We start from the raw sequence: 24,409 nt of genomic DNA, 5'->3' as shown, positions 1-24,409 counted from the left end.
AAGGAACATGTCCCGACTCGAGGGGAAAGTAGCATTAGTTACGGGTGCGGCTCGCGGCATAGGTGCGGCCATTGCGAAGGCGATGGCCGACGCCGGTGCGAAAGTGCTCATCGCCGATGTGCTCGATGGCGAAGGGCAGACATTCGCGGAAGCAATCGGAAGTGGTGCGCGGTATGTGCATCTGGACGTCACGAAATCCGCCGACTGGCAAAAAGCGGTCGAGTCCGCGGTCAACGCGTTCGGCAAGCTGAATGTGCTGGTGAACAACGCGGGCATTTCGACCTACGGACTCATCGAGCATCTGGACGACCACGATTGGGAAAAAACACTCGCGGTCAACCTGTCGGGCGTATTCCGAGGCATCAGGGCGGCGATTCCCGCAATGAGAAGCGCGGGCGGGGGCTCAATCGTCAACATTTCGTCGGCGGCGGGGATGCTCGGTTACACCGGCCTGCCGGCCTACGTTGCGTCGAAATTCGGCGTTCGCGGCCTCACAAAGGCGGCGGCACTCGAGCTCGCCCGGGATGGCATACGGGTCAACTCCGTCCATCCCGGCTTTATCAGGACACCGCTATCGATGGCCGGTCCGGCACCGTCAACCGACGCCATTCCGTTGCGCCGCATGGGCGAACCCGCGGAGGTCGGCAACCTCGTCGTATACCTCGCAAGTGACGAGTCGGCTTTCTCGACCGGCTCCGAGTTCATTGTCGATGGCGGCCAGACCGCAGGGGCGATCGTGTGGGGCTTTGACGACGCTTCAGGCGCGGCTTGAAGAGCGCAAGCCTCGACGTCGCACGCTCGGCCGATAGTCGTAACGACGACGGGCTCACGGCTCGCTCCGTGCGACGTCACTAGTACAACCCATTCCGGTAGCAAATATGACATCCACACCTTTCGATGGTGCCAAAGCCGCTTACGCATACCCACTGCTGATCAGGCAGTTGTTGCTCACGCCGCTCGCGGTGAACCCGGAGCAGCAGATCGTCTATCGAGACCGCACGCGCTATACCTATCGCACGCTGCGCGATCGCATCGGCCGGCTGGCAAGCGGATTGCGAGCGATCGGGATCGGCCCAGGCGACACGGTCGCGATCATGGACTGGGATAGCAACCGCTACCTGGAGTCCTATTTCGCCGTTCCGATGATGGGTGCCGTGCTGATGACCGTCAACGTGCGGCTTTCCCCCGAGCAGATCGCCTACACATTGAGCCACTCGCGCGCGAAGGTGCTGCTGGTCAACACCGGGTTCATGGCGGTACTCGATGCCGCACGTACTCATCTTGTTTGTCCTGATCGCTTAGTACTACTTGACGATAACGATCCGTGCGAGATGCCCGCCGGATTCGTTGGCGAATACGAGTCGTTGCTCGCTGCGGCATCGCCGGACTACGTGTTCGAGGATTTCGACGAGAACGCGCGTGCGACGACCTTTTACACCACGGGCACGACCGGCCAACCGAAGGGCGTTTATTTCAGTCACCGGCAACTCGTCCTGCACACGCTTTCTCTGGCGGCGGCGCTGTCGAGCGCACCGCAACAGGGACGCATCCACCGCGACGACGTATATATGCCAATGACGCCGATGTTCCACGTACACGCGTGGGGAATGCCGTATGTCGCGACGTTGCTCGGGCTGAAGCAGGTGTACCCAGGCCGGTACGTGCCCGAGACGCTTATCGACCTGCTGAAACGCGAGAAAGTCACGTTCTCGCACGGGGTGCCGACATTGATGCACATGGTGCTATCCAGCCCCGCCGCCGCGAATGTCGACATGAAGGGCTGGAAGGTGATAGTGGGCGGTTCGGCGCTGCCGCGCGGCCTTGCCCGCGCGGCGGTCGAGCGGGGCATCGATATCTTCACGGGTTATGGCATGTCCGAGACCTGCCCGATCCTGACACTCGCGCAGCACAAGTCGTCGATGCCGGACGACGCAGAGCGCGATCTCGACATTCGCACGAAAACGGGGCTGCCTATTCCGCTCGTCGATCTTCGCGTCGTCGATACGTCGATTAACGATGTCGCCCACGACGGCAAGTCCACCGGCGAAATCGTGGCGCGAGCGCCCTGGCTGACGCAGGGCTACGTTGGGGATCCCGCCGCATCGGAAGCGCTCTGGCGCGGCGGCTATCTGCACACGAGCGATATCGGTGCGATTGACAGCAAGGGCTACCTGCAGGTTACCGACCGCATCAAGGATGTCATCAAGACAGGCGGGGAGTGGGTCTCGTCGCTAGAACTGGAGGATCTCGTCTCGCGCCACCCTGCCGTTAGCGAAGTGGCGGTGATCTGTGTCAAAGACGCCAGGTGGGGCGAGCGGCCCATGCCCTTGGTGGTGCTCAAACCGGACAAGCACGCCGATGAGGAACAGATCCTCGAGCACTTGAAGGGATTTGCCGCTCGCGGCGTGATCTCCAGATATGCGGTGCCTGATCGCGTCGTTTTCGTCGAGCAGATCGACAAGACGAGCGTCGGCAAGATCGACAAGAAGCGACTCAGGGCCAGGTACCAGAGCGCCTCAACGAACGTTGAGTAAAACGGAATTCATCGCGCGGCATGACGCGTGTTCGCCACGTGCGGACAAACACAACGATAGGACCCGGAGACTAGTTATGGCATCGACGTATTCACGGACCCGTAACATCGCATTGGTGGCTCTGTTGCTGGGTAGCAGCGTAACCACGGCCTACGCGCAAAGCAGCGTGACACTCTATGGGATAGTCGACACAGGGCTGCTCTACACCAGCCGAACGCTCGATCCAGCCACTGGAAACAACGCCGGACATCAGTTTTCGTTCATCTCGGGCGGAGTGGGGCCGTCGCTGTTCGGGCTGAGAGGAACGGAAGACCTGGGCGGCGGCTTTCAAACGATGTTCGCGCTCGAAAGTGGCATCGACATGGCGAACGGCGGCTTCAACGATTCGAACGGCAATCTGTTTGGCCGCCAGGCATGGGTCGGTGTCGCGGGAGGTTTCGGCACCGTGAAAGCCGGTCTCCAGTATTCGCCTTTCGCGCTTTCGATCATTGCGATGGATCCGCGCAACACTTCGTCTTTCGGTAGCGGTGTGCCGCTCTATATCGGCAACGTGTTTGTCACAGGCGTATTCAATGCGAATGCCGTTTCATACACTTCGCCGACGATTGCGGGATTTCAGGGCAGCGCGCTCTTCGCATTCGGAGGCACGCCGGGCAATTTTCAGGCTGGCCGCCAGTATTCGGCAAGCCTAGACTACCATGCCGGTCCTTTTGCGGTGAGCGCCGCAATGTACAGCGGCAACGCGGGCGGCACGGCAACAACGACGCCAATCCCGAGCACGGTGCAGTTTTCCGGGCGCACGATCGGCGCGAGCTATCAGGCAGGCGACTTGACTGTGAAGTTGAACTACGTCAACTACAAGGTCGCGGGTTCGTTCGACAACCGGGTGTACGGCGCAGGCGCAAGCTATTTGGTCACGCCCGCGGCGAACCTCAATGGAGGCGTGTGGTATACGAGCGACGGCAACGATACGTCAAACCATTCCATTCTGGCCGCGGCAGGCTTGACATACAGCCTGTCGAAAGCGACGCAGCTCTATGGGCAGGTTGGGTACGTCAATAATCACGGCAAGATGAATACGGGTCTTTCATTACACGGGGCGCTCTTCGGTGTGCAGGGATCGACAGTTGGCGCGGACGTCGGTATCCGCCACGTGTTCTGATCGGGCGGCCGTGCCGAGAGCGCGGTTCGCCGATACGCTCGTTGCGCCGGGTAACGGAGAACTGCTATTCGGCGACCCGCCCGAAGCGGCCCCAGGCCCATTGGGAAGGTAACCGTGCGGTGCATGGACCAAAACCGTTCGTGGGTTCGACAAAGGGATATCCGCGGCACGGAGCCGCTTCAGGATGGCGAACAGGAGTTCACTTTTGGTGTCGGCAGCGATCCTGGGGCTCCTGACATGCCCCGTGACCGTGAGCGTGATGCCTTCGGGGGTCAACTGACTGAACATGACGGACGGCGCCGGATGCGCGAGAACCGAAGGGTGATCCCTGTAGACATCGAGAAGAATTTCGCGGACGCGCTCCGGGTCGACATCCAGCGCGAATGTAAGCACCAGGGCGGCGATACCTTGCGTGGTGTTTCCCATCGTGACGTTGCGGACGTTCTGCGAGATGAGCTGCGAGTTCGGCACGATCACGGTCGACTTGTCCGCAAGCTGGATCTGGGTGGCACGTACGCTAATGCGCCGTATGTCGCCCTCGATGCCGGCGATACTGATCATGTCGCCTACCTTCACCGGTCGCTCCGCGAGCAAGATGAGCCCGGAAATAAAGTTCTTTACGATCTCCTGCAGACCAAAACCGATTCCCACCGACAATGCACTGACTATCCATGCGAGGTTGTGCCATCTGACTCCTAGCACAGACAAGGTTTGCAGCACGACGAGTACGTAACCGATATTTGCAAACAAGGTCAGCAACGACGCGCGCATGCCGGGACTCATTTCTGTCTTCGGCAACAACTCCCTGTCGAACCATTTGCGCACGGACCGCACCAGATATATTCCAATGCCGGATGTGAGCAGGGCGCTGAAGATATGATCGGGGACGATATTGAGCGCACGCAGCCGGTCGCCGCCCAGCACTTCGAGAATGCTGTCGATGAGCTCCGCGGGCGTGCTTCCGAGACCGCCTGTGAGCAGTGCAATGACTGCGGCGATGATGAGTGCGCTTCGGCAAACCCCGGTAAATACCGTCGAGATCTGTGCGAGATGGGCATTTTCGAGGCCAAACAGATGCTTGATCGTATTGCCGCTTGCATGTGCTGGGGAAAAGATGCTTTCGCATACATCGCGCGTAAGCATCACGAGAAAATAGAGGCTGCACAGGACGATGTCGAACCACACGAGCTCGTAGGTCAGGAAGCGCGCAACGGAAATGTACCCGCAGACTAACGCAGCCAGGGCGCCCACTACGACGATGCATGCGGCAGCATGAATCAAACCCGCAAGTGTCGACCGACCTTCAGGCGAATTGCCGGCTGCGGCAAGTGCGGTACGTACCCGGTTCGCATGAAGCAACGACGCGCCGATGGTCAACGCGACGACCAACGCGACGAGACCGCGAGTGAAAATGGTGAGCTGAAGGCTGGTGTCGACAGCTCGGTGGATTTGCTCTATCGCCCCTGAAAACAGCAGGAGTGCGGCCAACGTCCGCGGAAAAGATCTGAGCGCCTGCGCAACCGGATCAGCGATAGCAGGCAGGCGCCAGGTAGGATGCCGGGTGCACAGGAACGCCCTGCCAAGCGCGAGGACCAACGCACAATTGACGATGTGCTTGACAAGCTCGTCAGTGAAGGTCTGAAGGGCGGGTGACAAGCTTTGTTGATTGACGATGGCCATGCTGACCAGGTGCATCGCAACCATCGTGGCTGCCAGCGTCGCGAACACGGTCGATATCGCGAAGGCACTGCGCCGCAGCCGTCCTTCCGGCAGACGTCGAAGACAAATCAATCCTAGCGTTCGTTCAAGAAGGCTAGCACCAACTGTTGCGCAGGCTAGCGCGGCCAGCAGAAGGATCGCCGTGGCGAGGAAGCGTCCCGGTTGCCACATCGATCGAATCAGCTTTTCGACCTGCTCGCCAAACGCTCGCAGACTCTGATAGTCAGCCGCTTCCGGGTGAACCATGGGCGCCCAGAACGCGGCGCTTAGAATGCTGTCGGTGCGCAGCGCGAGCTGGTCTTTCAGATGTGCATGAAGCAATCGTGCAATCTGTGCGTCAACATTGACGAGATTGCCTTTGATGCCTTCCGCCTGTCTGACTTGCGCATCAAGTCGCGTTTTCTGCGCCGTGAGGGCGTTGCGTTGCTGGGCGACGGCGGGTGTTTCCGAACTCGTGCCGGCAACGGGCGCCGCTCCCAGCACGTCGAGCTGCGCATGCGTCCTGCCGAGCTCAGGCTGCAGCGAGGTTGCGAGCAGTCTGTCGACGTCGTCGGCTATGCGCCGGCTCAGCGAGTCCAGCTCGATCAGTTCGGCATCACCGGTTGCCGTCGATGCGCGCTGCCTGATGGCGTCTTCCCTGGCCTGAAGCGCATTGAGTGCTTCCGCCGCATCGGAACCGACGCCGGAGACGGGCACAAAATAGCCACTGTCCGCCCCGGGAGGCGAGGTGCCGGCCGCGCACGCTACGGCCGCAACCAGGCCAGACAATGCAAGGACGATGAGGCGGAAAGCGGCCAGAAGTGCTTGTTGCATAGCTCGGGCATGGGAATAGACGCGCAGAACGTCGTTGCATGCCTGATGGCGCAGCAGGCGCCATCCATCAATGTGCCCATGCCGTAATGGACAGACGTTAGCGGTCGGATGTGGAAAGTGACGACTGTATCATAAATGATGATATAGCGCATTAACTGCCTTGCTCGCGTGTTGGCGAGATGGAAACAAACAATTGCGAGCGTCGATTCAACCGTCTGCGGCGCATATACTTTCCGCCGTTACCTCATCCGCGAAGGAGTACTCATGGAAAAGCAATTCATCGCGAGGATCGGTAAAGCCAAACCAGAAAGCGCCCACGAGATCGTCCAGGACGCGCTTCGCAGTGCTGCTACGGCGTCGACGCCGAACGGCGCCATCGACCTGCTTGGCGATGCGCTGCTGGAGCTGGAGCGCCTGCTTGCACTGAATAGTGAGCGGGTGCACTGAACGCCATCGGCCCACGCGGCCGGCTGAAAACAGACGCAATAACAACGCAAAAGTGATAACATTATCATTTAAGTTTGACGCTGGTGTCCCCGCTGCAGGTGCGCGCAATGCATGGTGATCACACCAAGGGTACAGGCGGCGCATGCAAGCTTCCATGGTTCGGCAGGACTATCGGCGATGCGCGGATTCAAACCATGACCGGCGCCGCTCGTGTGCCGAACAGATCCTCCAACGCCGGAAGGGCTTACCGATGACTGCCTACCACCGCCAATCATTGTTTTGGGGAGCCGTTGCGCTGTCGGCTGGCGTCCTGCTATGGACCCTGCGTCCCGTCCTCACGCCGTTTCTGCTCGGTGCCATGATCGCGTACGTTTTGCAGCCGGGCGTGGAATGGCTGGTACGTCATCGCGTACCCCGCGGTCTTGCCGCGTTTGTCATGATTTCCGTGTTCGCGTTTCTCGTCATGCTGCTCATTTTGCTGCTATTCGTGGTCATCCAGAGGGAAGGGCCCGAACTCGCAAAACAGGTGCCTTCGCTGGTGACCAAGCTGGACGCAACGCTGCAACCCCGGCTGGCTTTTCTGGGAATCCACTACTCGCTCGATCTGGCGAATGTCCGCGACGCCTTGACAGCGCGACTGATATCAGACGAGCAAGGCGCTGTCCTCGCTGCGTGGCAGTACGTGCGTACGAGCGGCGACATGATGATGAGCATCGTCGGCAATGTCGTGCTAGTGCCGCTCGTCCTTTTCTACCTTCTCTACGACAGGCACGAGGCGCTCGAGCGCATGGAGAGTTTCGTGCCGCGGCGCTGGCTCGGAAGAACCCGGCACTTCGTTGCGGAGATCGATCACATGCTGGCGCAGTATCTCCACGGGCAACTGCTCGTCGTCGTGATCCTTGCGGTGTTTTATCCCACAGCGCTGGCTATCGCCGGACTGGACATTGCACTGCCTGTCGGCCTTCTTACCGCGCTTGCCGTGCTCGTCCCTTATATTGGATTCTCGAGCGCGCTGGTGCTTGCGCTTCTCGCTGCGTTTCTGCAATTTGGGAACTGGTACGGCTTCGCGGCGGTGGTCGCCGTATACGGAATCGGGCAGGTACTCGAGAGCGTTGTTCTTACACCCAGGCTCGTTGGCGAGCGCATTGGCCTGCATCCGCTGGCGGTGATTTTCTCGTTGCTGGCGTTTGGGCAACTGTTCGGTTTCTTCGGCGTGCTGCTTGCGCTGCCTGTGAGTGCCGTCGTTGCTTCGGCGTTGCGAGAACTACGACGGGGCTATCTTGCCAGCACCCTTTACCGGGACTGATGGTTTGGCGACCGGTTGTCGCTGCGCGCCGCACCGGCATGCAATGAATGACGCTCGATCGGCTGCAAGTGCCTGCCGTGTCTGGCTTCATGCCGCCGTATCGCTTGAGACGCTCGCCGCTTGAGGGGGCGCCGGGAGTGGACGGTGCGCAATCCTTTCGGCTTCGGTGCGTTTGAGGCCGAACGCCTGCAACACAATGGCCGCCGTGCTCTCGGCGAACTTTTCGTGCCTCGATCGAAGGGCCTTTCGTGCGCGAACCGCCCGCTTTGAAGATCCGGAGAGGTGAAGCTCGGCAGCGATTGCAGCGACAACAGTGCCAATCACGGAAAACACACACATCAGTTCGTCCGCGACCATGAAGCGGCGTTCCGAAACCCCTCTCTTCGCGTCCCGCATCAGCCGCTGCCCCAGCCCCCTGCTCAACACTCGCGTGGATAGCCCTTCGCGTATCAGTAGCTGGCCCCAAACCGGCTCCTGGTAGGCCCGCAAAAGCGTATGACGCACCGACACCGCGATCGCTTCGGCCGGGTCGGACAACCCGGTTGCGAGACGATCGAGCGTCGTCGCGAATTCCTCGAATAACCATTCGACGAGCGCGGCGAAGATCCCTTCCTTTGAGTCGAAGTGGTTGTAGAAGGACCCGGATCCCACGTCGGCGGCGTTCGTAATCTCGGTGATCGTGACGCTGTCGATTCCCTTTTCCGCCGCTAGCGCAAACGCTGCATCGAGCAAACGAAGCCGCGTTTCGAGCTTGCGTCGGGCGACGCGCGGCGATCGTGTTGCGGTGGACTCGCGACCGGCCGCTGGCACCTTCGCCAGTGACCGACGACTCGAGCGGGAAGTCGGGGCATTGGGCATGTTATCTCCTGGAACCATATATCGTTAGATTTTAGATTCATATGTCATGATTGACAAGTGTATCAGTAATGGGTTTAATGTCATCTGTACGACGGTGGATGCGGAGAACAGCCGGAATCCAGGGACAGCTTGAGCGTCTCGCAGACGTTGGGAGCTAGCCGGTACCCATGTCCGCGGAGGCCGTGCAGATAAGCGCAGGCATCAGCGAATGCGGCCGTCAAATGGTGCTGCTCCGCTTCGAGACGCGCGTGGCGTACCGGCTGCGATGGCCTGTCAATAAAGCGCAGGTCGCCGTTCCACCGGGGCGTCAAAGAGGACCCGCTCCGCACCAATGGCTTTGTTTTCGCGCTCCTGGCAACGCCCGCTTTTTGCAGGCGCGACGAGCCGACGGCGCCGATGACTTTTCAACCTGTATTGATCACCTGCCTTGTGAACATCGTGAAACAACCCGGTCTTGTCGAGCTGAAACGAGTGCGCTCCCTGTTACCTTCCTTCTTTCAATCGACGCACAAGTTGACTGTCGTCGTTGCGGCGTGCAGCGCCTTCGCGCTTTCAGCGTGCCACCAGCATGACGCAGCCGTCCCGGAGGCCAAGCCTGTCGTTGCGCTTGCGGTTCATCCGGATGGGCGCGTTGAAAGCAACTCGCTGCCGGCACAGGTACAGGCGCGTTATTCCACGCCCCTGTCATTCCGGGTGGGAGGAAAGGTCATCGAGCGGCGAGTGCGTATCGGCGATACGGTCAAGGCGGGGCAGGTGGTTGCGTTGCTCGACCCGACGGATCTGCAGAACAACCTCGTCAATGCGCGCGCGCAGCTCGACGCCGCCGAGCATCGTCTCGTTTTTGCCAGGCAGCAGCTCGACCGCGATCAGGCTCAGGCACGTGCGAACCTGATTGCTCCCGCGCAACTGGAGCAGACCGAAGATGCCTACGCTTCGGCGCTTGCGCAGCGCACTTCCGCGCTCGCCCAGATGGCGCTCGCGACGGATCACCTGCGCTACGCGACGCTGACCGCGGATCACGACGGCGTCATCACTTCCGAGGATGTGGATACCGGCCAGAACGTTCAGGCAACCCAGGCTGTGTATCACCTCGACTGGACGGGCGACGTCGATGTCGTTTGTGACGCGCCTGAAAGAACGCTGAACGCGCTCGCCGTCGGCAGCAACGCGCGCGTCACTTTGCCCGCGCTGCCCGGCAAGACTTTCGAAGCGCGCGTGCGCGAGGTTTCGGCGGCGGCCGACCCGCAAAGCCGCACGTGGCGCGTGAAGCTCACGCTGACGGCACCGAGTCCCGAGGTGCGTCTTGGCATGACCGCGAACGTGGCATTCAGCGCAGCGGACGATGCGGGCCAGGTCTTCACGCTGCCGGTAACTGCGCTCTTCCATAAGGGTGAAAATCCGGCCGTGTGGGTGGTGCGTACAGGCGGTGACACGCTCGAGTTGCGTCCGGTCACGATCGAGCGGTACGGCGAGCGTACTGTCTCGTTCAGTTCGGGACTGCACGATGGCGACCGCGTGGTCCTGCAGGGCGTGCATGCCGTGAGTGCCGGGCAGCATGTGCAAGTGGTGCCTCCGCTGCATTCAGAGGACGCATCGGTATGAACGCGCGCGACCACGAACACGCGCTCGACAGCGCGCCGGCGAACGCTTCTGGCGAGGCAAGCGCCAGCGGAACGGGCTTTAACCTCTCTTCATGGGCGCTGCGGCACCAGCAGCTGGTGATTTTTCTGATCGGCCTGGCCACGCTTTTTGGGGTGATCGGCTATACCCGTCTTGCGCAATCCGAAGACCCGCCGTTCACGTTCCGGACGATGGTCATCAAGACGTACTGGCCGGGCGCGACCGCCCGCGAAGTGCAGGAACAGATCACGGACCGGATTGGCCGCCAGCTGCAGGCGGCACCGTATGTCGACAACATCAAGAGCTACTCGCGTCCTGGCGAGTCGATGATCTTCTTCGCGATGAAGGACTCGGCGCCTGTCAAGGAGGTGCCCGAGACCTGGTACCAGGTCCGCAAGAAGGTGGGCGACATCGCGGCGACGCTGCCGAGGGGAACGGTCGGACCGTTCTTCAACGATGAGTTCGGTGACGTCTACACGAATATCTACGCGCTCGAAGGCGATGGCTTTACGCCCGCGCAAATGCACGACTATGCGGACCAGCTGCGTACGGTTCTGCTGCGCGTGCCGGGCGTCGCGAAGGTCGACTACTTCGGCGACCCTGATCAGCATATCTTCGTCGAGATCTCGAATGCGCAACTCACGCGCCTGTCGATCTCGCCGCAGCAACTCGCTCGTGCAATCGACGCGCAGAACACCGTCGCACCCGTCGGCAACATTACGACGGCGGACGACCGCGTATTCGTGCGGCCGAGCGGCGCGTTCAAGAATGAACAGGCGCTCGCGGACACGCTGATCACGGTCAACAACCGCTCGTTCCGTCTTGGTGAAATCGCAACCATCAAGCGCGGCTATGACGATCCGCCCGTGACGCAGATGCGCGTTGGCGGCCACGCAGTGCTCGGCATCGGTGTCACGATGCAGAAGGGAGGCGACGTCATCGACCTCGGCAAGGCACTCGACGCGAAGACGGCGCAATTGCAGGCGTCGCTGCCGGCCGGCCTGAAGCTCGATCCGGTCTCGAGCATGCCACACGCGGTCAAGCACTCGGTGGACGACTTCGTCGAGGCGGTTGGCGAAGCGGTGGCGATCGTGCTGGTTGTCAGCCTCGTTTCGCTCGGCCTGCGCACCGGCATGGTCGTCGTCATCACGATTCCGATTGTGCTGGCGGTGACGGCGCTGTGCATGCATTTATTCGGTATCGGCCTGGACAAGGTTTCGCTCGGCACGCTCGTGCTCGCGCTCGGGCTGCTCGTCGACGATGCCATCATCGCCGTCGAAATGATGGCCGTGAAGCTGGAGCAGGGCTGGAGCCGCATGCGCGCGGCGGCCTTTGCCTACACGAGCACCGCATTCCCGATGCTGACGGGCACACTCGTCACGGTCTCGGGCTTCCTGCCGATCGCGCTCGCGAAATCGAGCACGGGTGAGTACACACGCTCGATCTTCGAGGTATCGGCCATTGCGCTCATCGTTTCGTGGTTCGCTGCCGTCGTGCTGGTGCCGTTGCTGGGCTTCCATCTGCTTGCGGAGCGCAAGGCTCACGCGAGCGGTGGCCACGGCCATGAACACGATGTCTACAACACGGGCTTTTACCGGCGCCTGTCGGGCTGGGTCGCGTGTTGTATCGACCGACGCTGGGTCGTGCTCGGCGTCACCGTCGTGCTCTTCGTCATTGCGATGGGGGCCTTCACGCGCGTGCCGCAACAGTTCTTCCCGAACTCCGAGCGGCCCGAACTGCTGGTCGACGTCAGGTTGCCGGAGGGCGCTTCGTTCGAGGCGACATTGCGCGAGGCAAAGCGCCTCGAGAAGGTCCTGGACAGCAAGCCCGAGATCGCGCATTTCGTCGACTTCGTCGGCACAGGTGCACCGCGCTTTTACCTGCCGCTCGACCAGCAACTCCAGCAGCCCAACTTCGCGCAGTTCGTCATCACCGCAAAGGACGTCGAAACACGCGAGCAACTGATGCACTGGCTCGACGCGAAACTGGAGAAGGACTTTTCCGGTGTCCGCACACGTGTGGCACGACTCGAAAACGGGCCGCCCGTGGGCTTCCCGATCAAGTTCCGCGTGAGCGGTGACGACATCGCGACGGTGCGATCGATCGCGGAAACGGTCGCAGAGACGGTCCGCGCCGACTCCCGCACGCGCAACGTCCAGTTCGACTGGGACGAACCGGCCGAACGTTCAATCTCGTTCGAGATCGACCAGAACCGGGCGCGCCAGCTTGGCGTCACGTCAGAGGACGTTTCGAGCTTCCTCGCTATGACGCTGTCCGGCTACACCGTGACGCAGTACCGCGAGCGCGACAAGCTCATCAACGTCGATCTGCGTGCGCCGAAGAGCGAGCGCATCGATCCCGCAAAGCTCACGAGCCTTGCGATTCCGACACCGAGCGGCCCGGTTCCACTCGGCTCGCTCGGACGTGTGCGGGACACGCTCGAGTACGGCGTGATCTGGGAGCGCGATCGCCAGCCGACCATCACCGTGCAGGCCGACGTGCGCGGCGAGGCGCAGGGCATCGACGTGACGCGCGACATCGAGCACGCACTCACGGCCGTGCGCGCGAAGCTGCCTGTGGGGTACCGGATCGAGGTGGGCGGGGCGGTCGAAGAGAGCGTAAAGGGCCAGACGTCGATCAACGCGGAAATGCCGCTGATGATTATCGCGGTGCTGACACTGTTGATGATCCAGCTGAAAAACTTCGCACGCACCTTCATCGTCGTTCTTACCGCACCGCTGGGTCTGATCGGCGTGGTGACTGCGCTCTTGCTGTTCGGCAAACCGTTTGGCTTCGTCGCGCTGCTTGGTGTGATCGCGATGTTCGGGATCATCATGCGCAACTCCGTGATTCTGGTGGACCAGATCGATCAGGACATCGCGGCGGGCCACGCGCGCTTCGACGCCATTATCGGCGCAACGGTGCGGCGTTTCAGGCCGATCATGCTGACGGCCGCTGCCGCCGTGCTCGCGCTGATTCCGCTGCTGCGCTCGGGCTTCTTCGGGCCCATGGCGACCGCGCTGATGGGCGGCATCACCATCGCCACGGTGCTGACGGTGTTTTTCCTGCCCGCGCTTTACGCGACGTGCTTCAGGGTCCGTCGCGACGAGCGCGGCGCGCAAGAGGTCGTCGTCGAGCATACGGAGGGTTGATCATGACTTTTACCTACAAGACAACCGTGCTGGCCGTGGCCGCAGGACTCGCTCTGACGGCGTGCTCGTTCGGGCCGAGCGGCGAGGCGCCGGCAATGCCGTCGCCCAAGCACTACGGTGCGCAGGCGCAGCCGGCGAAGACGGTGGCCGCGGGTGGCGTTGTGCAGACGTTCGATGTCGGCGCGACTCCCGGGCCGCAATGGTGGCGGCTCTACCGTTGCGCCCCGCTGGATGCGCTCGTCGAAGAAGGACTGCGCAACAGCCCGACGCTTGCGGCGACGCAGCGCACGCTCGCAGCGGCGCAAGAGCAACTGCGCGCGCAGATCGGCTCATCGACGCTGCCATCGATCGACGGCGCCGCGCAGGTCCAGCGCGCGCGCACGCCGGTCGCGCCCCAGCTTGGCCTCCCCGAGCAAGTGCAATACAACTTCTTTGCCGGGCAGTTGCTCGCGCACTATACGTTCGACCTCTTTGGCCAAACGCGCTACATGAATTCGGCGAGCGCGGCCCGTGTGAATGTGCAGGCGTTTGAACTGGAAGCGTCGCGCCGTGCGCTCGCTGCAAACATCGTGGCGGCCACGATCAATGTGGCGGCACTCGATCGGGAGATTGCGCTCACCGAGCGGCTCGTTACGGTATCGAACGATGCGGCGAACGAAGATGCGCAGCGCTCCGCGCTCGGCTCCGTTTCACGTGTACAGGCGCTCGAGTCGAAACAGGACGCGGCTTCCATTGCGGCGACGTTGCCGGAGTTGCGTCAGCAACGCGCGACGGCGGTTCATGCACTCGCGGTGCTGATGGGCCGTACGCCGGACAATGCCCCGAGCGTGCCGGATCTGGACAGCCTCTCGCTGCCCGAGCACGTGCCCGTCGCCGTGCCTTCGGATCTGTTGCGCTCGCGCCCGGACATCCAGGCAGCCGACGCCGCCGTCAAGGCGGCGGCTGCCGATGTGGGCGAGGCAACGGCACAACTCTTCCCGAGCCTTTCGCTGACGGGCGCGATGGGGCGCGGCGGCTTCAGCTGGCCAGCAGTGGTTTCGGGCGCGGGCGGCCTTTGGGCCATCGGCGCGAGCCTCTCGCAACCGATCTTCCATGGCGGCGCCCTGTTCGCGCAGCGCCGCGCGTCGATCGATACTTACGACGCCACGGTGCTGCACTACAAGTCCACTGTGCTCTCGGCGTTCCAGGACGTGGCGAATTCGCTCGCCGCGCTGGAGAACGACGCACAGACCCAGGCGTCGAGCGAAGTCGCCGCCGACGCCGCGCGCACGGCATTCGAGGACACGTCATCGCGCCAGCGCCTCGGCTCGCTGCCTTCCGCCGCGACGCACGCCAGCGAGTCGCGGTATCTCAACGCTGAGATAGGCGCAGTGCGTGCAGCGGGCCAGCGCATGAGCGATACGGCCGCACTGTTCCAGGCGATGGGGGAACTGCCACCGCCTCAGCAGACTCAGCAGACGGCAGCATCAACGCATTGACTCAGGCGTTCGTGAAACGCGAGGGCGAACCGACAGGAACGCCCGCGCCGTTGAGCACCGGGTCGAGCCACGCGATAGCCGTTGGACACATCGATTGAAGGGCCGCCACGCCGGCCGTGTGATTCGGCCGTTGCGCCAGTATGAAAATCCCGTATTTCCGGTTTATTTCTGTATGGAATATCAGAGACTCATTGTCTGCCACGAATGCGATCTGCTGTTTCGCAAGCCTTTCAGCGTCAAAGGGCGTCGTGCGACCTGTTCGCGCTGCGGCGCGGGCATGACAGCGTTACCGGGTAGCGGATGGCCCCTGGACTGGATCTGCGCTGTGACGCTCGCCGCATTGATCGTTTTTTGTATCGCGCAGAGTTTCCCTGTGATCGAGCTTCGCGCGAACGGCATGACTTCCGAGGCGACGCTGTTTGGCGCCGTGCGCTCGCTTTGGTCCGGCAACATGCGCGTTGTCGCGATCATGGTGTTCTGCTCGGCTGTGCTTTTCCCGTTGATCGAACTGCTCGCATTGCTATATGTGCTGGTGCCGCTCCGGCTAGGCAAACTGCCACCCCGTTTCAATGCGATGGTGCGTCTCGTGCAGCTCGTTCGGCCGTGGGGCATGGTCGAGGTGTTCATGCTCGGCGTGCTGGTGACCATCGTGAAAATGGTCAGCATCGCGCAAGTGATCCCGGGACCGGGATTGTTCGCAACGGGCGCGCTGACCCTCATGCTGGGCGTTGTGGCTTCCTTCGACCCGAGCCGGCTCTGGGCGGTCCCTGACGAAATCAGGCGTTCTCGAATGGCGGACGTTCGCTGGTCAAGAGCGAGCACAAGGCGAGGGCGTTTCACACGGCCATTGGGGGCGCGCAAAGCTGGCTCACCTCCCGCGATCACGGCTAAACGCGCCGGACTTGTCGGCTGTCACGCGTGCGGACTCGTTCAGACGCGTATCGAAGGGGAGGCCCACCAGCGCTGCTCCCGATGCGAGCATGTGCTGCACGAACGCAGGCCTGACAGCCTGGCGCGAACGGCCAGTCTGCTTCTTGCCGCCGCGTTTGCCTATATCCCGGCGAACCTGCTGCCGATCATGCACGCCTCATCCGTGGGCGGTTCGGAGGACGACACGATCCTTGGCGGCGTCGCGTATTTCTGGACGTCGGGAGACTGGCCCCTTGCTGTCGTCGTCTTTGTCGCCAGCGTTCTCGTCCCGGTTCTCAAGCTCGTTGTTCTCACGCTTCTCACGGTAGCCGCTTCTCGCGGTTCGGGCTGGCGCGCTCGTGAAAGAGCAACGCTGTACCGGATCGTCGAGCGCATTGGCCGATGGTCGATGCTCGACGTCTTCGTCGTTGCACTGACGGTCACACTGGTGCATTTCGGCTCGCTTGCCGTCATCACTGCGGGGCCTGCCGCCCTCGCTTTCGGAGCGGTCGTGATCCTGACCATGCTCGCATCGCATCAGTTCGATCCGCGGTTCAACTGGGACAACGTGAATGCGCGGCAGCGTCGCACCCCAACAGCGAACGATGAAGCTCTGGCTGCTTCCCTTCCTGCAAACCGCATATCCTGAAACAGACGATGCATCTTTCCAAACTATCCCGCCCTGAACTCAAGCCGCGCAAACGTTGGCTGCCATCCCTCATCTGGTTAGTACCTCTGATCTCCGCATTGATCGGTGTTGGTCTGGTGGTCAAATCCGTTGCAGAAAGAGGGCCTGTCGTGACGGTTACCTTCAATAATGCCGATGGCATTGAGGCAGGCAAGACGAAGGTAAAGTACAAGGACGTTGAAATCGGTGTCGTGCAAGGCATTGCGTTGTCCACGGATTTGCGGCGCGTCAGCGCGAGTATCCAGTTGAGCAAGGACGCAGGGAAATTTGCGACGCAAGGCACGCGGTTCTGGGTGGTACGCCCGCGCGTTGGCGCCAACGGCATCTCGGGCCTCGGTACGCTGCTCTCTGGCGCGTACATCGGCGTGGACATCGGGCGCTCGACCGAGAGGCAAACCGCGTTCCTCGGTCTTGAAAGCCCGCCCATTGTCACCACGGGGCAGCCAGGGCATCAGTACACGCTGCGCGGCGAGTCGCTGGGCTCGATCGATATCGGTGCCCCCATCTTCTACCACCGTATCCAGGCGGGCCAGGTGATTGGCTACTCGCTCGATCCTCACGGCGCGGGCGTCATCGTGAATGTCTTCGTGAATGCACCGTACGACCAGTACGTCGGTACCAATACGCGGTGGTGGCACGCAAGCGGCGTCGATCTGCGTCTCGATTCCAACGGACTGAAGCTCAATACGCAATCGCTCGCGACGGTCGTCGTTGGAGGGCTGGCATTCCAGTCTCCGGCCGGGCAGGAAGCTGGACGACCGGCAGCGGATAGGGCGGAGTTCCGGCTCGCCACGGACGAATCGGATGCCATGCGCGAGCCCGACGGCCAGCCGCTCAATGTGGTCATGCGTTTTGATCAGTCGTTGCGTGGGCTGTCTGTTGGCGCACCCGTCGATCTTCGCGGGATTGCGCTGGGGCAGGTGACCGAGATTGGTATCGAGTACGACGAAAAGCAGAAGAGCTTCAGCATGAAGGTGGCGATGGCGCTTTACCCTGACCGGCTCAGCCGGCGCTCCAGCGAGGCGCTGCCTGCGCCAGACACGGCAGGCGGGCACGAAATGCTGCAGCACCTGGTGACGGAAGGGCTGCGCGGGCAATTGCGGACCGGCAATCTCCTGACGGGACAGTTGTATGTCGCGCTGGACATGTTCCCGAAAGCGCCTCGCGCGAGCGTCGACGTGCACAGCAATCCGATCGAACTGCCGACTGTGCCGAACACGCTCGACGAGCTCCAGGTGCAGGTGGCCGACATCGCAAGGAAACTGAACCAGGTGCCGTTCGACCGGATCGGCGCCCATCTCGACGGTGCGCTGGAGAACGCCAGCAGGCTGTTCGGACATATGGACACCGAGGTCGTGCCGCAGGCACGCGACACGCTCGCTGCCGCGCAAAAGACATTCGCGACCGCGGAATCGACGCTGCGGCAGACTGCGCCGATGCAGTCGGACGTTCAGGACGCCATGCAGCAGCTCACGCGCACGCTGCAGTCGCTCAATGCGCTCTCCGAATACCTGGAGCGGCATCCGCAGGCGCTGCTGTTTGGCAAAAAAGGAGACCAGCAATGATCGCAAGGCAATCCCGCTCTTTCCGCACCACGGTGAGGACACTCGTTTCTGTCGTCGGGCTCGCCCTGCTGGGGGCGTGCGCAACGCCCGCGACGCGCTTCTATACGCTCGGAACCGACGCAGAGCCGACCATCGCGAGGAATACGACAAGCCCCGCTTTGCAGATCGACGTGCGCCCGGTGAAAGTGCCGGCCGCGGTCGCGAGAAGTCAGCTTGTGGTACAGGTCAACCCGGCCCAGGTGCAGGTGCTGGAAGACGATCGCTGGTCATCGGCCCTTCCGGACGAGATACGCTATGCACTTGCTGCTCGCGTGAGCCAGCAGGCGGGCGCATCCGCTGCCAGCGCGGTTGGCCGTGGTGGGGAGGGTCCCGTCTATCAGGTCGGCGTCGACATTCAGCGCTTTGAATCGTGGCCCGGTTCACATGTACTGGTTGACGCCGTATGGAGTGTAAGCAGGTCTGCGGGCCAGGAGACCCTGACTTGCCACAGCACCGTGAGCGAGCCCGTGTCTGACGGGTATCAGGCGATCGTCGACGGGCATCGTCGTGCGATCGACGCAATCGCTGCTCAGATAGCCAAGGTCGTGCGCGCCTTCGCTGCGACCGCGGCGGATCGGCCGTCTGGCCCGGCGGGTGCGTCCAGCAAAACGGGAATGACAACGCTGTCCTGCCCGCCATTTTCAGGCGGTGCCCAAACGGCGGTTGACAGGGCGGCGGCTCCGCGCTCCGGCGTATAAATTTGCGGCCCGTTGCCAGTCGGGACGGGGACCGATCGCGAGAAACGCTCCCCTCACGACTGGCCGACCTCAAACTGCCTCGTCGGCTGCCTCGACGACGGGGAGTGGACGCGCGGCGATCTTTTCGGCCTCCGCGCGCTTCAGGCCGAGTATCTGCAGCAGCATGGCTGCCGTGCGCTCCGGAAAGTGCTCGCCGCTGAAACCCAGTTCCTTCAGCATGCCCGCGGCGCTTGCGCCCGGCGCGACATAGTTCAACTCGGCCGCGATGGCGGAGAGCACTGTGCCACCCACCGCAAGATAGCCGACAAACGGGTCGGCAACGACAAATCGCTTTGCCGTAATGCCGTTTCGAATGTCGCGCAGGAGCCGCTGGCCTAGCCCGCGACTCAGCGCAGGCGCCGAAAACCCTTCGCGAATCAGAAAGCGTCCCCACACGGGATCGTGCCGCGCACGCAGGACAGTGTGGCGCACCGAGACGGCCACCACTTCCGCGGGGTCGGAGATGCCCCCCGCGAGGCGATCGAGGACGTCCGCAAACTCCTCGAAAACGTTGTCGACTAGCGTCGCGTAGATCGCTTCCTTCGACTCGAAGTGGTTGTAGAACGAGCCAAAGCCGACATCGGCGGCCTCCGTGATTTCATTGATCGCCACGCCCTCCATGCCCCTTTCGGCCATCAGCCTGAGAGCGGCGTCGAGCAGACGGGCGCGCGTCTCGCGCTTGCGGCGCGCACCGCGAGGCTCTTTTTCTTCGATGACGGGAGCCGGGGAGGCGGGCGCCGCAGGCGCGGCACGCTTCGCTGCTGCGCGCTTTGTCGTGGTTGTCATGGTGGATCCAAGTCTGGGTATAACCACAGTATAGATTCTAATGTCTTTATTGACAAAACGATCAGCGATGAGTTTAATGTCATCATCGGCATCAGAAGCCGGTCTAACTAAAACAGACGGAGTGGCTGTGGAGACAGCAATCGGAATCGGAATCGCGCCCAGCGACCGGCATCACCTTACCCATCCGACGATCCGGGCATTGCGACCCGCAATCGATCTAGCGCCGGCGAATTGCCCGTCCGGTGCGCCTGCGAGCGCTCGCAGGCGCACGGGGTGCGGCGCGCCAGCGCTGCGCGCTGCGTCACCGATCCCAACCACCTGATTACCGTCCGCCATGAAACTGACTACTGCACAGCCGGCTCGTCACCCGGATCCCACGGCAAAAGCGACCGCGTTGGCCTACCTCATATTCGATCGGCCGGACGTCGGGCAAGCCGAACGGTTTCTCAATGATTTCGGGCTCCGAACGGTAACGCGTGGCGAAGAGATGCTGCTTCTGCGCGGTACGGCTGCGTCGCACTTCTGTTATGTCGTACGAAAGGCGTCCAAAGCGCGATTTGTCGGCTTCGGCCTGCAGGTCGGCAGCGAAGCCGAACTGCAGGCGCTCGCCAGGCTGCCGGGCGCTTCGGCGGTGAAAGCGTCCGCGCTGCCGGGCGGCGGCTACGTGGTGGAGTTGGAGGATCCGTCCGGTTTTCGTGTCGATGCGATCTGGGGCCAGGCGCCCGCCTCTGCGTTGCCGCACCGGCTATCCCTGGCGTTCAATTCCGTCGATGCCGCCGTTCGCGTCAACGGCACGCAGCGCCCCCCCGAGAGCGCCCCTGAGATCATCAGGCTTGGGCATGTGGTGCTGGAACTCGCCGATTATCAGGAAACCTGTGCGTGGTACACGCGCCAGTTTGGTTTTATCCCCAGCGACGTGCAGGTGCTGCCCGATGGGTCACCGGCTGTCGCGTTCATGCGGCTCGATCTCGGAGACAAACCCGCCGATCATCACACGCTCGCGCTCGCCCAGACGTTCGCCCCGAAATACAGCCATAGCGCATACGAGCTCGTCGATGCGGACGCAGTCGGTATGGGCCAGCGCATCCTGCGCAAGAGCGGATGGACACATGCGTGGGGCATCGGCCGACATATCCTCGGGAGCCAGATTTTCGACTACTGGCAGGACCCGTGGGGAGACAAGCATGAGCACTACTGCGACGGCGATCTTTTCACCAGCGACGCACCCACGGGAATCCACGCCGTGAGCCGCGAGGCGATGGCCCAATGGGGGCCGACGATGCCGAGCAGCTTCACCAAGCCCCGATTGACGCTTGCGAGCATCGCGGCGCTGATCGCAAACCTGCGCCGAAGCCCCGACGTCACGCTGGCGAGGCTTCGGGCACTGCTCAAGATTTTTGCCTGACGCACCCCTTTATCGAATCCGGAGACAGACAACATGGCAATTCATGTTCTGCATTATCTGCACGATGGCCGCGCCCAGTGGGGCGTAGTGGCCAACAACGCTATCACGCCGATTCCCGGCGAGTTCAAGACGACCGCCGAGTTTATCCACGCCAATCCGGTCGAGCGGTTATTGACGCTGGATGGTCCCACGCTTCCCGAAGCGGACGTGCAATGGCTCTCGCCCGTAACCGCCAATCAGCAGTTCATCTGCCAGGGCGCGAATTACCGCCAGCACATGATCGAATCCGGCATGGACCCGGATGCGAAGAAATTCAACATGATCTTCACGAAGGCCACGAGCTGCATCGTTCCTGCGGACTCGAAGCTGGTGAAGCCGAATTCAGTGCGGTTCCTCGACTACGAGATCGAACTCGGTCTTGTCCTCAAGCGCGACGTCACGACCCGCACAACGATTACCGACGAGAACCTGCACGACTACGTCGCCGGCGCCGTGATCGTGAACGACTATTCCGCGCGCGATGTGCAGATTCCACAGATGCAGTTCTACAAGGGCAAGAGTTTTCGTACGTTCGGCCCGGTCGGCCCGTATCTTTGCCTGCTCGAAAAGCACGACATGCCGAAGCTCAAGGAGTTCGTGCTGACGCTGACCGTCAACGGAACGGTTCGGCAGAACGATTCCACTTCGGGTCTTGTGTACGGTCCGGCAGAGACATTGACCGAGCTGTCCGGCGTTCAAGACCTGCACGTCGGCGACCTGCTCGCAACGGGGACGCCGTCCGGTTGCGCGCTGATCATTCCGTCACCGGAAAAGCAACGCGCCGCGGCGCAGCTGCCCGAAGCGGAGAAATGGCGTCTCTTTCTCGCGTTGCAAGCCGGGCGAGCACAGTACCTTCAGGATGGCGATGTGGTCGAAGCACGTATCGTTAGCCAGGATGGCTCGATCGATCTTGGCACCCAGCGCAACGTCGTCATCGCAGAGGCCGCATGAAAGCCGTCGCTAACGAGCAGGATGTCCTCGCTATCGAATCGCAGGGGCAGCCGACGGATCTTCCGTCGAGCACCTACGAAATGATCTGCCGGGGCGCCGCGATCAATCCATCGGCACCCGCGCTTTCGTTCTTCGCAACCGCGGACGACTACGCGAATCCGGAGCGCTGGACTTACAGCGAACTGGTGCGCGATATCACGCGCACAGCGAACATGTTGTCACGACTGGGTGTGCAGCGAGACACGGTCGTCGCCTATGTGTTGCCGAATCTGCCCGAAACGCACTTTGTGGTCTGGGGCGGCGAGGCGGTCGGCATTGTCTGCGCGATCAATCCACTGCTCGAAAGCGGCGCGATAGGCGAGTTGCTCACTGCCTCGGGTGCCAGCGTGCTTGTCACTTTGGCGCCGTATCCCGGGACGGACCTGTGGCCGAAAGCGCAGGCGGTCTTGCACAAGGTTGCGTCGCTCAAGCATCTCGTGCTGATCAATCTTGCCGACCATGCGCCGGGTGAACAGCGATTTGCGGCCCGAATGCTTCAGCGCGGCGAATGCTCGAGGTTGCATGGCGAGGAAGGTGTGCGAGGCGCGGTTCCTACGCACATCAGCATCCACGACTTCGGCGAAGCCGTCGCACGGGAGCCGGGCATGGCGCTCTCCACCCCGCACCGGGTGACCAGCGATGACGCATCGTCCTACTTCTGCACGGGCGGCACTACAGGCCTGCCAAAAATCGCGATGCGCCGGCACGGCAACGAGGTGGCCAATGCATGGAGCGCCGGACAATTCCTCGGTGAAAGCGTGGGTCCGGGCAAGACGATCTTCTGCGGATTGCCGCTCTTCCACGTCAACGCCGTCATGGTGACCGGTCTGCTGCCGTTTTCACGCGGCGCGCATGTCGTGATGGGCACGCCGCAAGGCTATCGCGGAGAAGGCGTTGTCCAACGCTTCTGGGATATCGTCGCGCATTACCGTATCAACTTTTTCAGCGGCGTGCCGACCCTCTATGGCTCGCTGCTGGACGTTCCCGTTGACGAGCGCGATATCGGTTCGCTTGAATACGGGTTGTGCGGCGCCGCGCCGATGCCAGTGGAGTTGCTGCGTGCGTTTCAGGCGCAAACCGGAATCAGGATCCTCGAAGGCTATGGCCTCACGGAAGGTACCTGCATTAGCAGCATCAATCCGCCACTTGGCGAACGGCGGGTCGGCTCAATCGGCCTTCGTGTTCCGGGCCAGGCCATGAAAGCCGTGATGGTCGATGAAGCGGGCTGTTATGTACGAGACTGCGTTGCTGACGAGGTTGGTCAACTCGTGATCTCCGGTCCGAATGTTTTCATCGGCTATATGCGGCCGGAGCAGAACAACGGCATCTGGCTGGACCTGGCTGATGGCGGCAGATGGCTCAATACAGGCGATCTCGGTCGCTGCGACGCAGACGGTTACTTCTGGCTCACAGGACGTAAGAAGGAACTGATTATTCGTGGCGGACACAACATCGACCCTGCAGCGATCGAAGAAGCGTTGCACCGCCATCCAGCGGTCCAGGTTGCCGCGGCGGTGGGGCGTCCTGACATGCACGCGGGCGAACTGCCAGTCGCCTACGTGCAGCTCAAGCCAGGCACATCGGCAAATGAAGCAGAAATGGCCGCGTTCCTGCGCGACGAGATCAGCGAGCGAGCTGCGTTCCCCAAGGGCATCCGGATCGTTGAAGCCATGCCCCTGACGGGTGTCGGCAAGATATTCAAGCCCGCGCTGAAGCGGCTTGAAACGGTAGACGCCCTGCGGTCGGCGCTCGTGGACGCTGGCATCGAGGGCGCAACCGTTAGCATCGCTGACGATGCCTTGTGTGGGATTTCAGTTCACGTCGAACTTCCCGGCTCGGAACTCGAATCATTGGCGGCTTCCGCGCTCGGGCGCTTTCCGTTCGAGTTTTCGATCGCTGTCGCGCAGGGTTCGGGCAGCAGCGGTGACGGCAACGGAGTGTCATAGACGCACAAGATTTCGAAGTGACATGGTTTCTCGCATCGACGCAAGTGTCCAGTCACTCGCATGCGCGGTGATGGCACGGCTGAATCGCGAATGTCACTGGTTTTTGGTTGGGGAAGAAGATGGGTATTGCATCAGAGAGATCCTTACGTTCGCTTGTTGAAAAATGGCTTGCGCCGACTTCCGGGACCCCGGTGCGCATTACCCGGTTAAGTCATC

At 62.0% G+C, this 24,409-nt stretch carries 17 protein-coding genes; 14 read left to right on the top strand and 3 right to left on the bottom strand.

The window, feature by feature from the left end; all coding sequences use genetic code 11:
- Nucleotides 1-7 precede the first annotated feature (7 nt).
- The 3 genes from L0U83_RS40275 to L0U83_RS40265 all read left to right on the top strand — a co-directional run bounded on the left by L0U83_RS40275 (nucleotide 8) and on the right by L0U83_RS40265 (nucleotide 3,696).
- Nucleotides 8-772 carry a glucose 1-dehydrogenase gene (locus L0U83_RS40275; RefSeq protein ID WP_233890170.1) on the top strand — a complete coding sequence of 255 codons (765 nt, stop codon included), beginning with the start codon at nucleotides 8-10 and terminating at the stop codon, nucleotides 770-772.
- Between the two features lie 106 nt (nucleotides 773-878).
- On the top strand, nucleotides 879-2,534 hold the full coding sequence (locus L0U83_RS40270; protein ID WP_233890169.1) for a fatty acid--CoA ligase: 1,656 nt from the start codon (nucleotides 879-881) through the stop codon (nucleotides 2,532-2,534).
- Between the two features lie 76 nt (nucleotides 2,535-2,610).
- The gene (locus L0U83_RS40265; RefSeq protein WP_233890220.1) at nucleotides 2,611-3,696 is read left to right on the top strand and encodes a porin; all 1,086 of its coding nucleotides are present in this window, start codon (nucleotides 2,611-2,613) and stop codon (nucleotides 3,694-3,696) included.
- On the opposite strand, the gene L0U83_RS40260 is transcribed toward L0U83_RS40265, so the two are convergent.
- Complete coding sequence (locus L0U83_RS40260; protein ID WP_233890168.1) at nucleotides 3,625-6,228, bottom strand: DUF3772 domain-containing protein; 2,604 nt, start codon at nucleotides 6,226-6,228, stop codon at nucleotides 3,625-3,627. The two genes, L0U83_RS40265 and L0U83_RS40260, sit on opposite strands and share 72 nt — an antisense overlap.
- Before the next feature lie 264 nt (nucleotides 6,229-6,492).
- Here L0U83_RS40260 and L0U83_RS40255 point away from each other — a divergent pair, with 264 nt between their 5' ends.
- Both L0U83_RS40255 and L0U83_RS40250 read left to right on the top strand, forming a co-directional pair.
- A complete protein-coding gene (locus L0U83_RS40255; RefSeq protein WP_233890167.1) occupies nucleotides 6,493-6,675 on the top strand; it encodes a hypothetical protein in 183 nt (60 codons plus the stop codon).
- A gap of 250 nt (nucleotides 6,676-6,925) precedes the next feature.
- Nucleotides 6,926-7,981, top strand: coding sequence for an AI-2E family transporter (locus L0U83_RS40250; protein ID WP_233890219.1), 1,056 nt, complete (start codon nucleotides 6,926-6,928; stop codon nucleotides 7,979-7,981).
- 87 nt (nucleotides 7,982-8,068) lie between these two features.
- Here the strand turns inward: L0U83_RS40250 and L0U83_RS40245 are convergent, their stop codons facing one another.
- Nucleotides 8,069-8,839: a TetR/AcrR family transcriptional regulator gene (locus L0U83_RS40245; protein WP_233890166.1), complete on the bottom strand. Its 771-nt coding sequence runs from the start codon at nucleotides 8,837-8,839 to the stop codon at nucleotides 8,069-8,071.
- 429 nt (nucleotides 8,840-9,268) lie between these two features.
- Between L0U83_RS40245 and L0U83_RS40240 the strand changes: the two genes are divergently transcribed.
- The 6 genes from L0U83_RS40240 (at nucleotide 9,269) to L0U83_RS40215 (ending at nucleotide 18,988) form a co-directional block, all read left to right on the top strand.
- A complete protein-coding gene (locus tag L0U83_RS40240; protein ID WP_233890218.1) occupies nucleotides 9,269-10,441 on the top strand; it encodes an efflux RND transporter periplasmic adaptor subunit in 1,173 nt (390 codons plus the stop codon).
- Complete coding sequence (locus L0U83_RS40235; RefSeq protein ID WP_233890165.1) at nucleotides 10,438-13,611, top strand: efflux RND transporter permease subunit; 3,174 nt, start codon at nucleotides 10,438-10,440, stop codon at nucleotides 13,609-13,611. The genes L0U83_RS40240 and L0U83_RS40235 overlap by 4 nt, the downstream gene beginning before the upstream one ends.
- A 2-nt stretch (nucleotides 13,612-13,613) precedes the next feature.
- A complete protein-coding gene (locus L0U83_RS40230; RefSeq protein WP_233890164.1) occupies nucleotides 13,614-15,089 on the top strand; it encodes an efflux transporter outer membrane subunit in 1,476 nt (491 codons plus the stop codon).
- Nucleotides 15,090-15,261: 172 nt separating this feature from the next.
- Nucleotides 15,262-16,647: a paraquat-inducible protein A gene (locus L0U83_RS40225; protein ID WP_233890217.1), complete on the top strand. Its 1,386-nt coding sequence runs from the start codon at nucleotides 15,262-15,264 to the stop codon at nucleotides 16,645-16,647.
- Between the two features lie 8 nt (nucleotides 16,648-16,655).
- Nucleotides 16,656-18,251: a PqiB family protein gene (locus L0U83_RS40220; RefSeq protein ID WP_233890163.1), complete on the top strand. Its 1,596-nt coding sequence runs from the start codon at nucleotides 16,656-16,658 to the stop codon at nucleotides 18,249-18,251.
- Entirely contained in the window at nucleotides 18,248-18,988 is a 741-nt protein-coding gene (locus tag L0U83_RS40215) for a PqiC family protein (protein WP_233890162.1), read from the top strand. Before L0U83_RS40220 ends, L0U83_RS40215 begins: the two co-directional genes overlap by 4 nt.
- A gap of 69 nt (nucleotides 18,989-19,057) precedes the next feature.
- On the opposite strand, the gene L0U83_RS40210 is transcribed toward L0U83_RS40215, so the two are convergent.
- Nucleotides 19,058-19,813, bottom strand: a complete 756-nt coding sequence (locus tag L0U83_RS40210; RefSeq protein ID WP_233890161.1) for a TetR/AcrR family transcriptional regulator — start codon at nucleotides 19,811-19,813, stop codon at nucleotides 19,058-19,060.
- 334 nt (nucleotides 19,814-20,147) lie between these two features.
- On the opposite strand from L0U83_RS40210, the gene L0U83_RS40205 reads away from it, so the two are divergent.
- From L0U83_RS40205 to L0U83_RS40195, 3 genes are read left to right on the top strand one after another with little or no spacing between them, the layout of a single operon-like run.
- Nucleotides 20,148-21,218, top strand: a complete 1,071-nt coding sequence (locus L0U83_RS40205) for a VOC family protein (protein WP_233890160.1) — start codon at nucleotides 20,148-20,150, stop codon at nucleotides 21,216-21,218.
- Between the two features lie 33 nt (nucleotides 21,219-21,251).
- Entirely contained in the window at nucleotides 21,252-22,208 is a 957-nt protein-coding gene (locus L0U83_RS40200; RefSeq protein WP_233890159.1) for a fumarylacetoacetate hydrolase family protein, read from the top strand.
- Nucleotides 22,205-24,193 carry an acyl-CoA synthetase gene (locus L0U83_RS40195; RefSeq protein WP_233890158.1) on the top strand — a complete coding sequence of 663 codons (1,989 nt, stop codon included), beginning with the start codon at nucleotides 22,205-22,207 and terminating at the stop codon, nucleotides 24,191-24,193. Before L0U83_RS40200 ends, L0U83_RS40195 begins: the two co-directional genes overlap by 4 nt.
- Nucleotides 24,194-24,409: the final 216 nt, after the last annotated feature.

Origin of the sequence: Paraburkholderia flagellata (assembly GCF_021390645.1) — a bacterium.
GTDB classification, from domain to species: domain Bacteria; phylum Pseudomonadota; class Gammaproteobacteria; order Burkholderiales; family Burkholderiaceae; genus Paraburkholderia; species Paraburkholderia flagellata.
The sequence above is the reverse complement of the archived record's forward strand: the minus strand, read 5'-3'. Positions and strand labels throughout refer to the sequence as shown.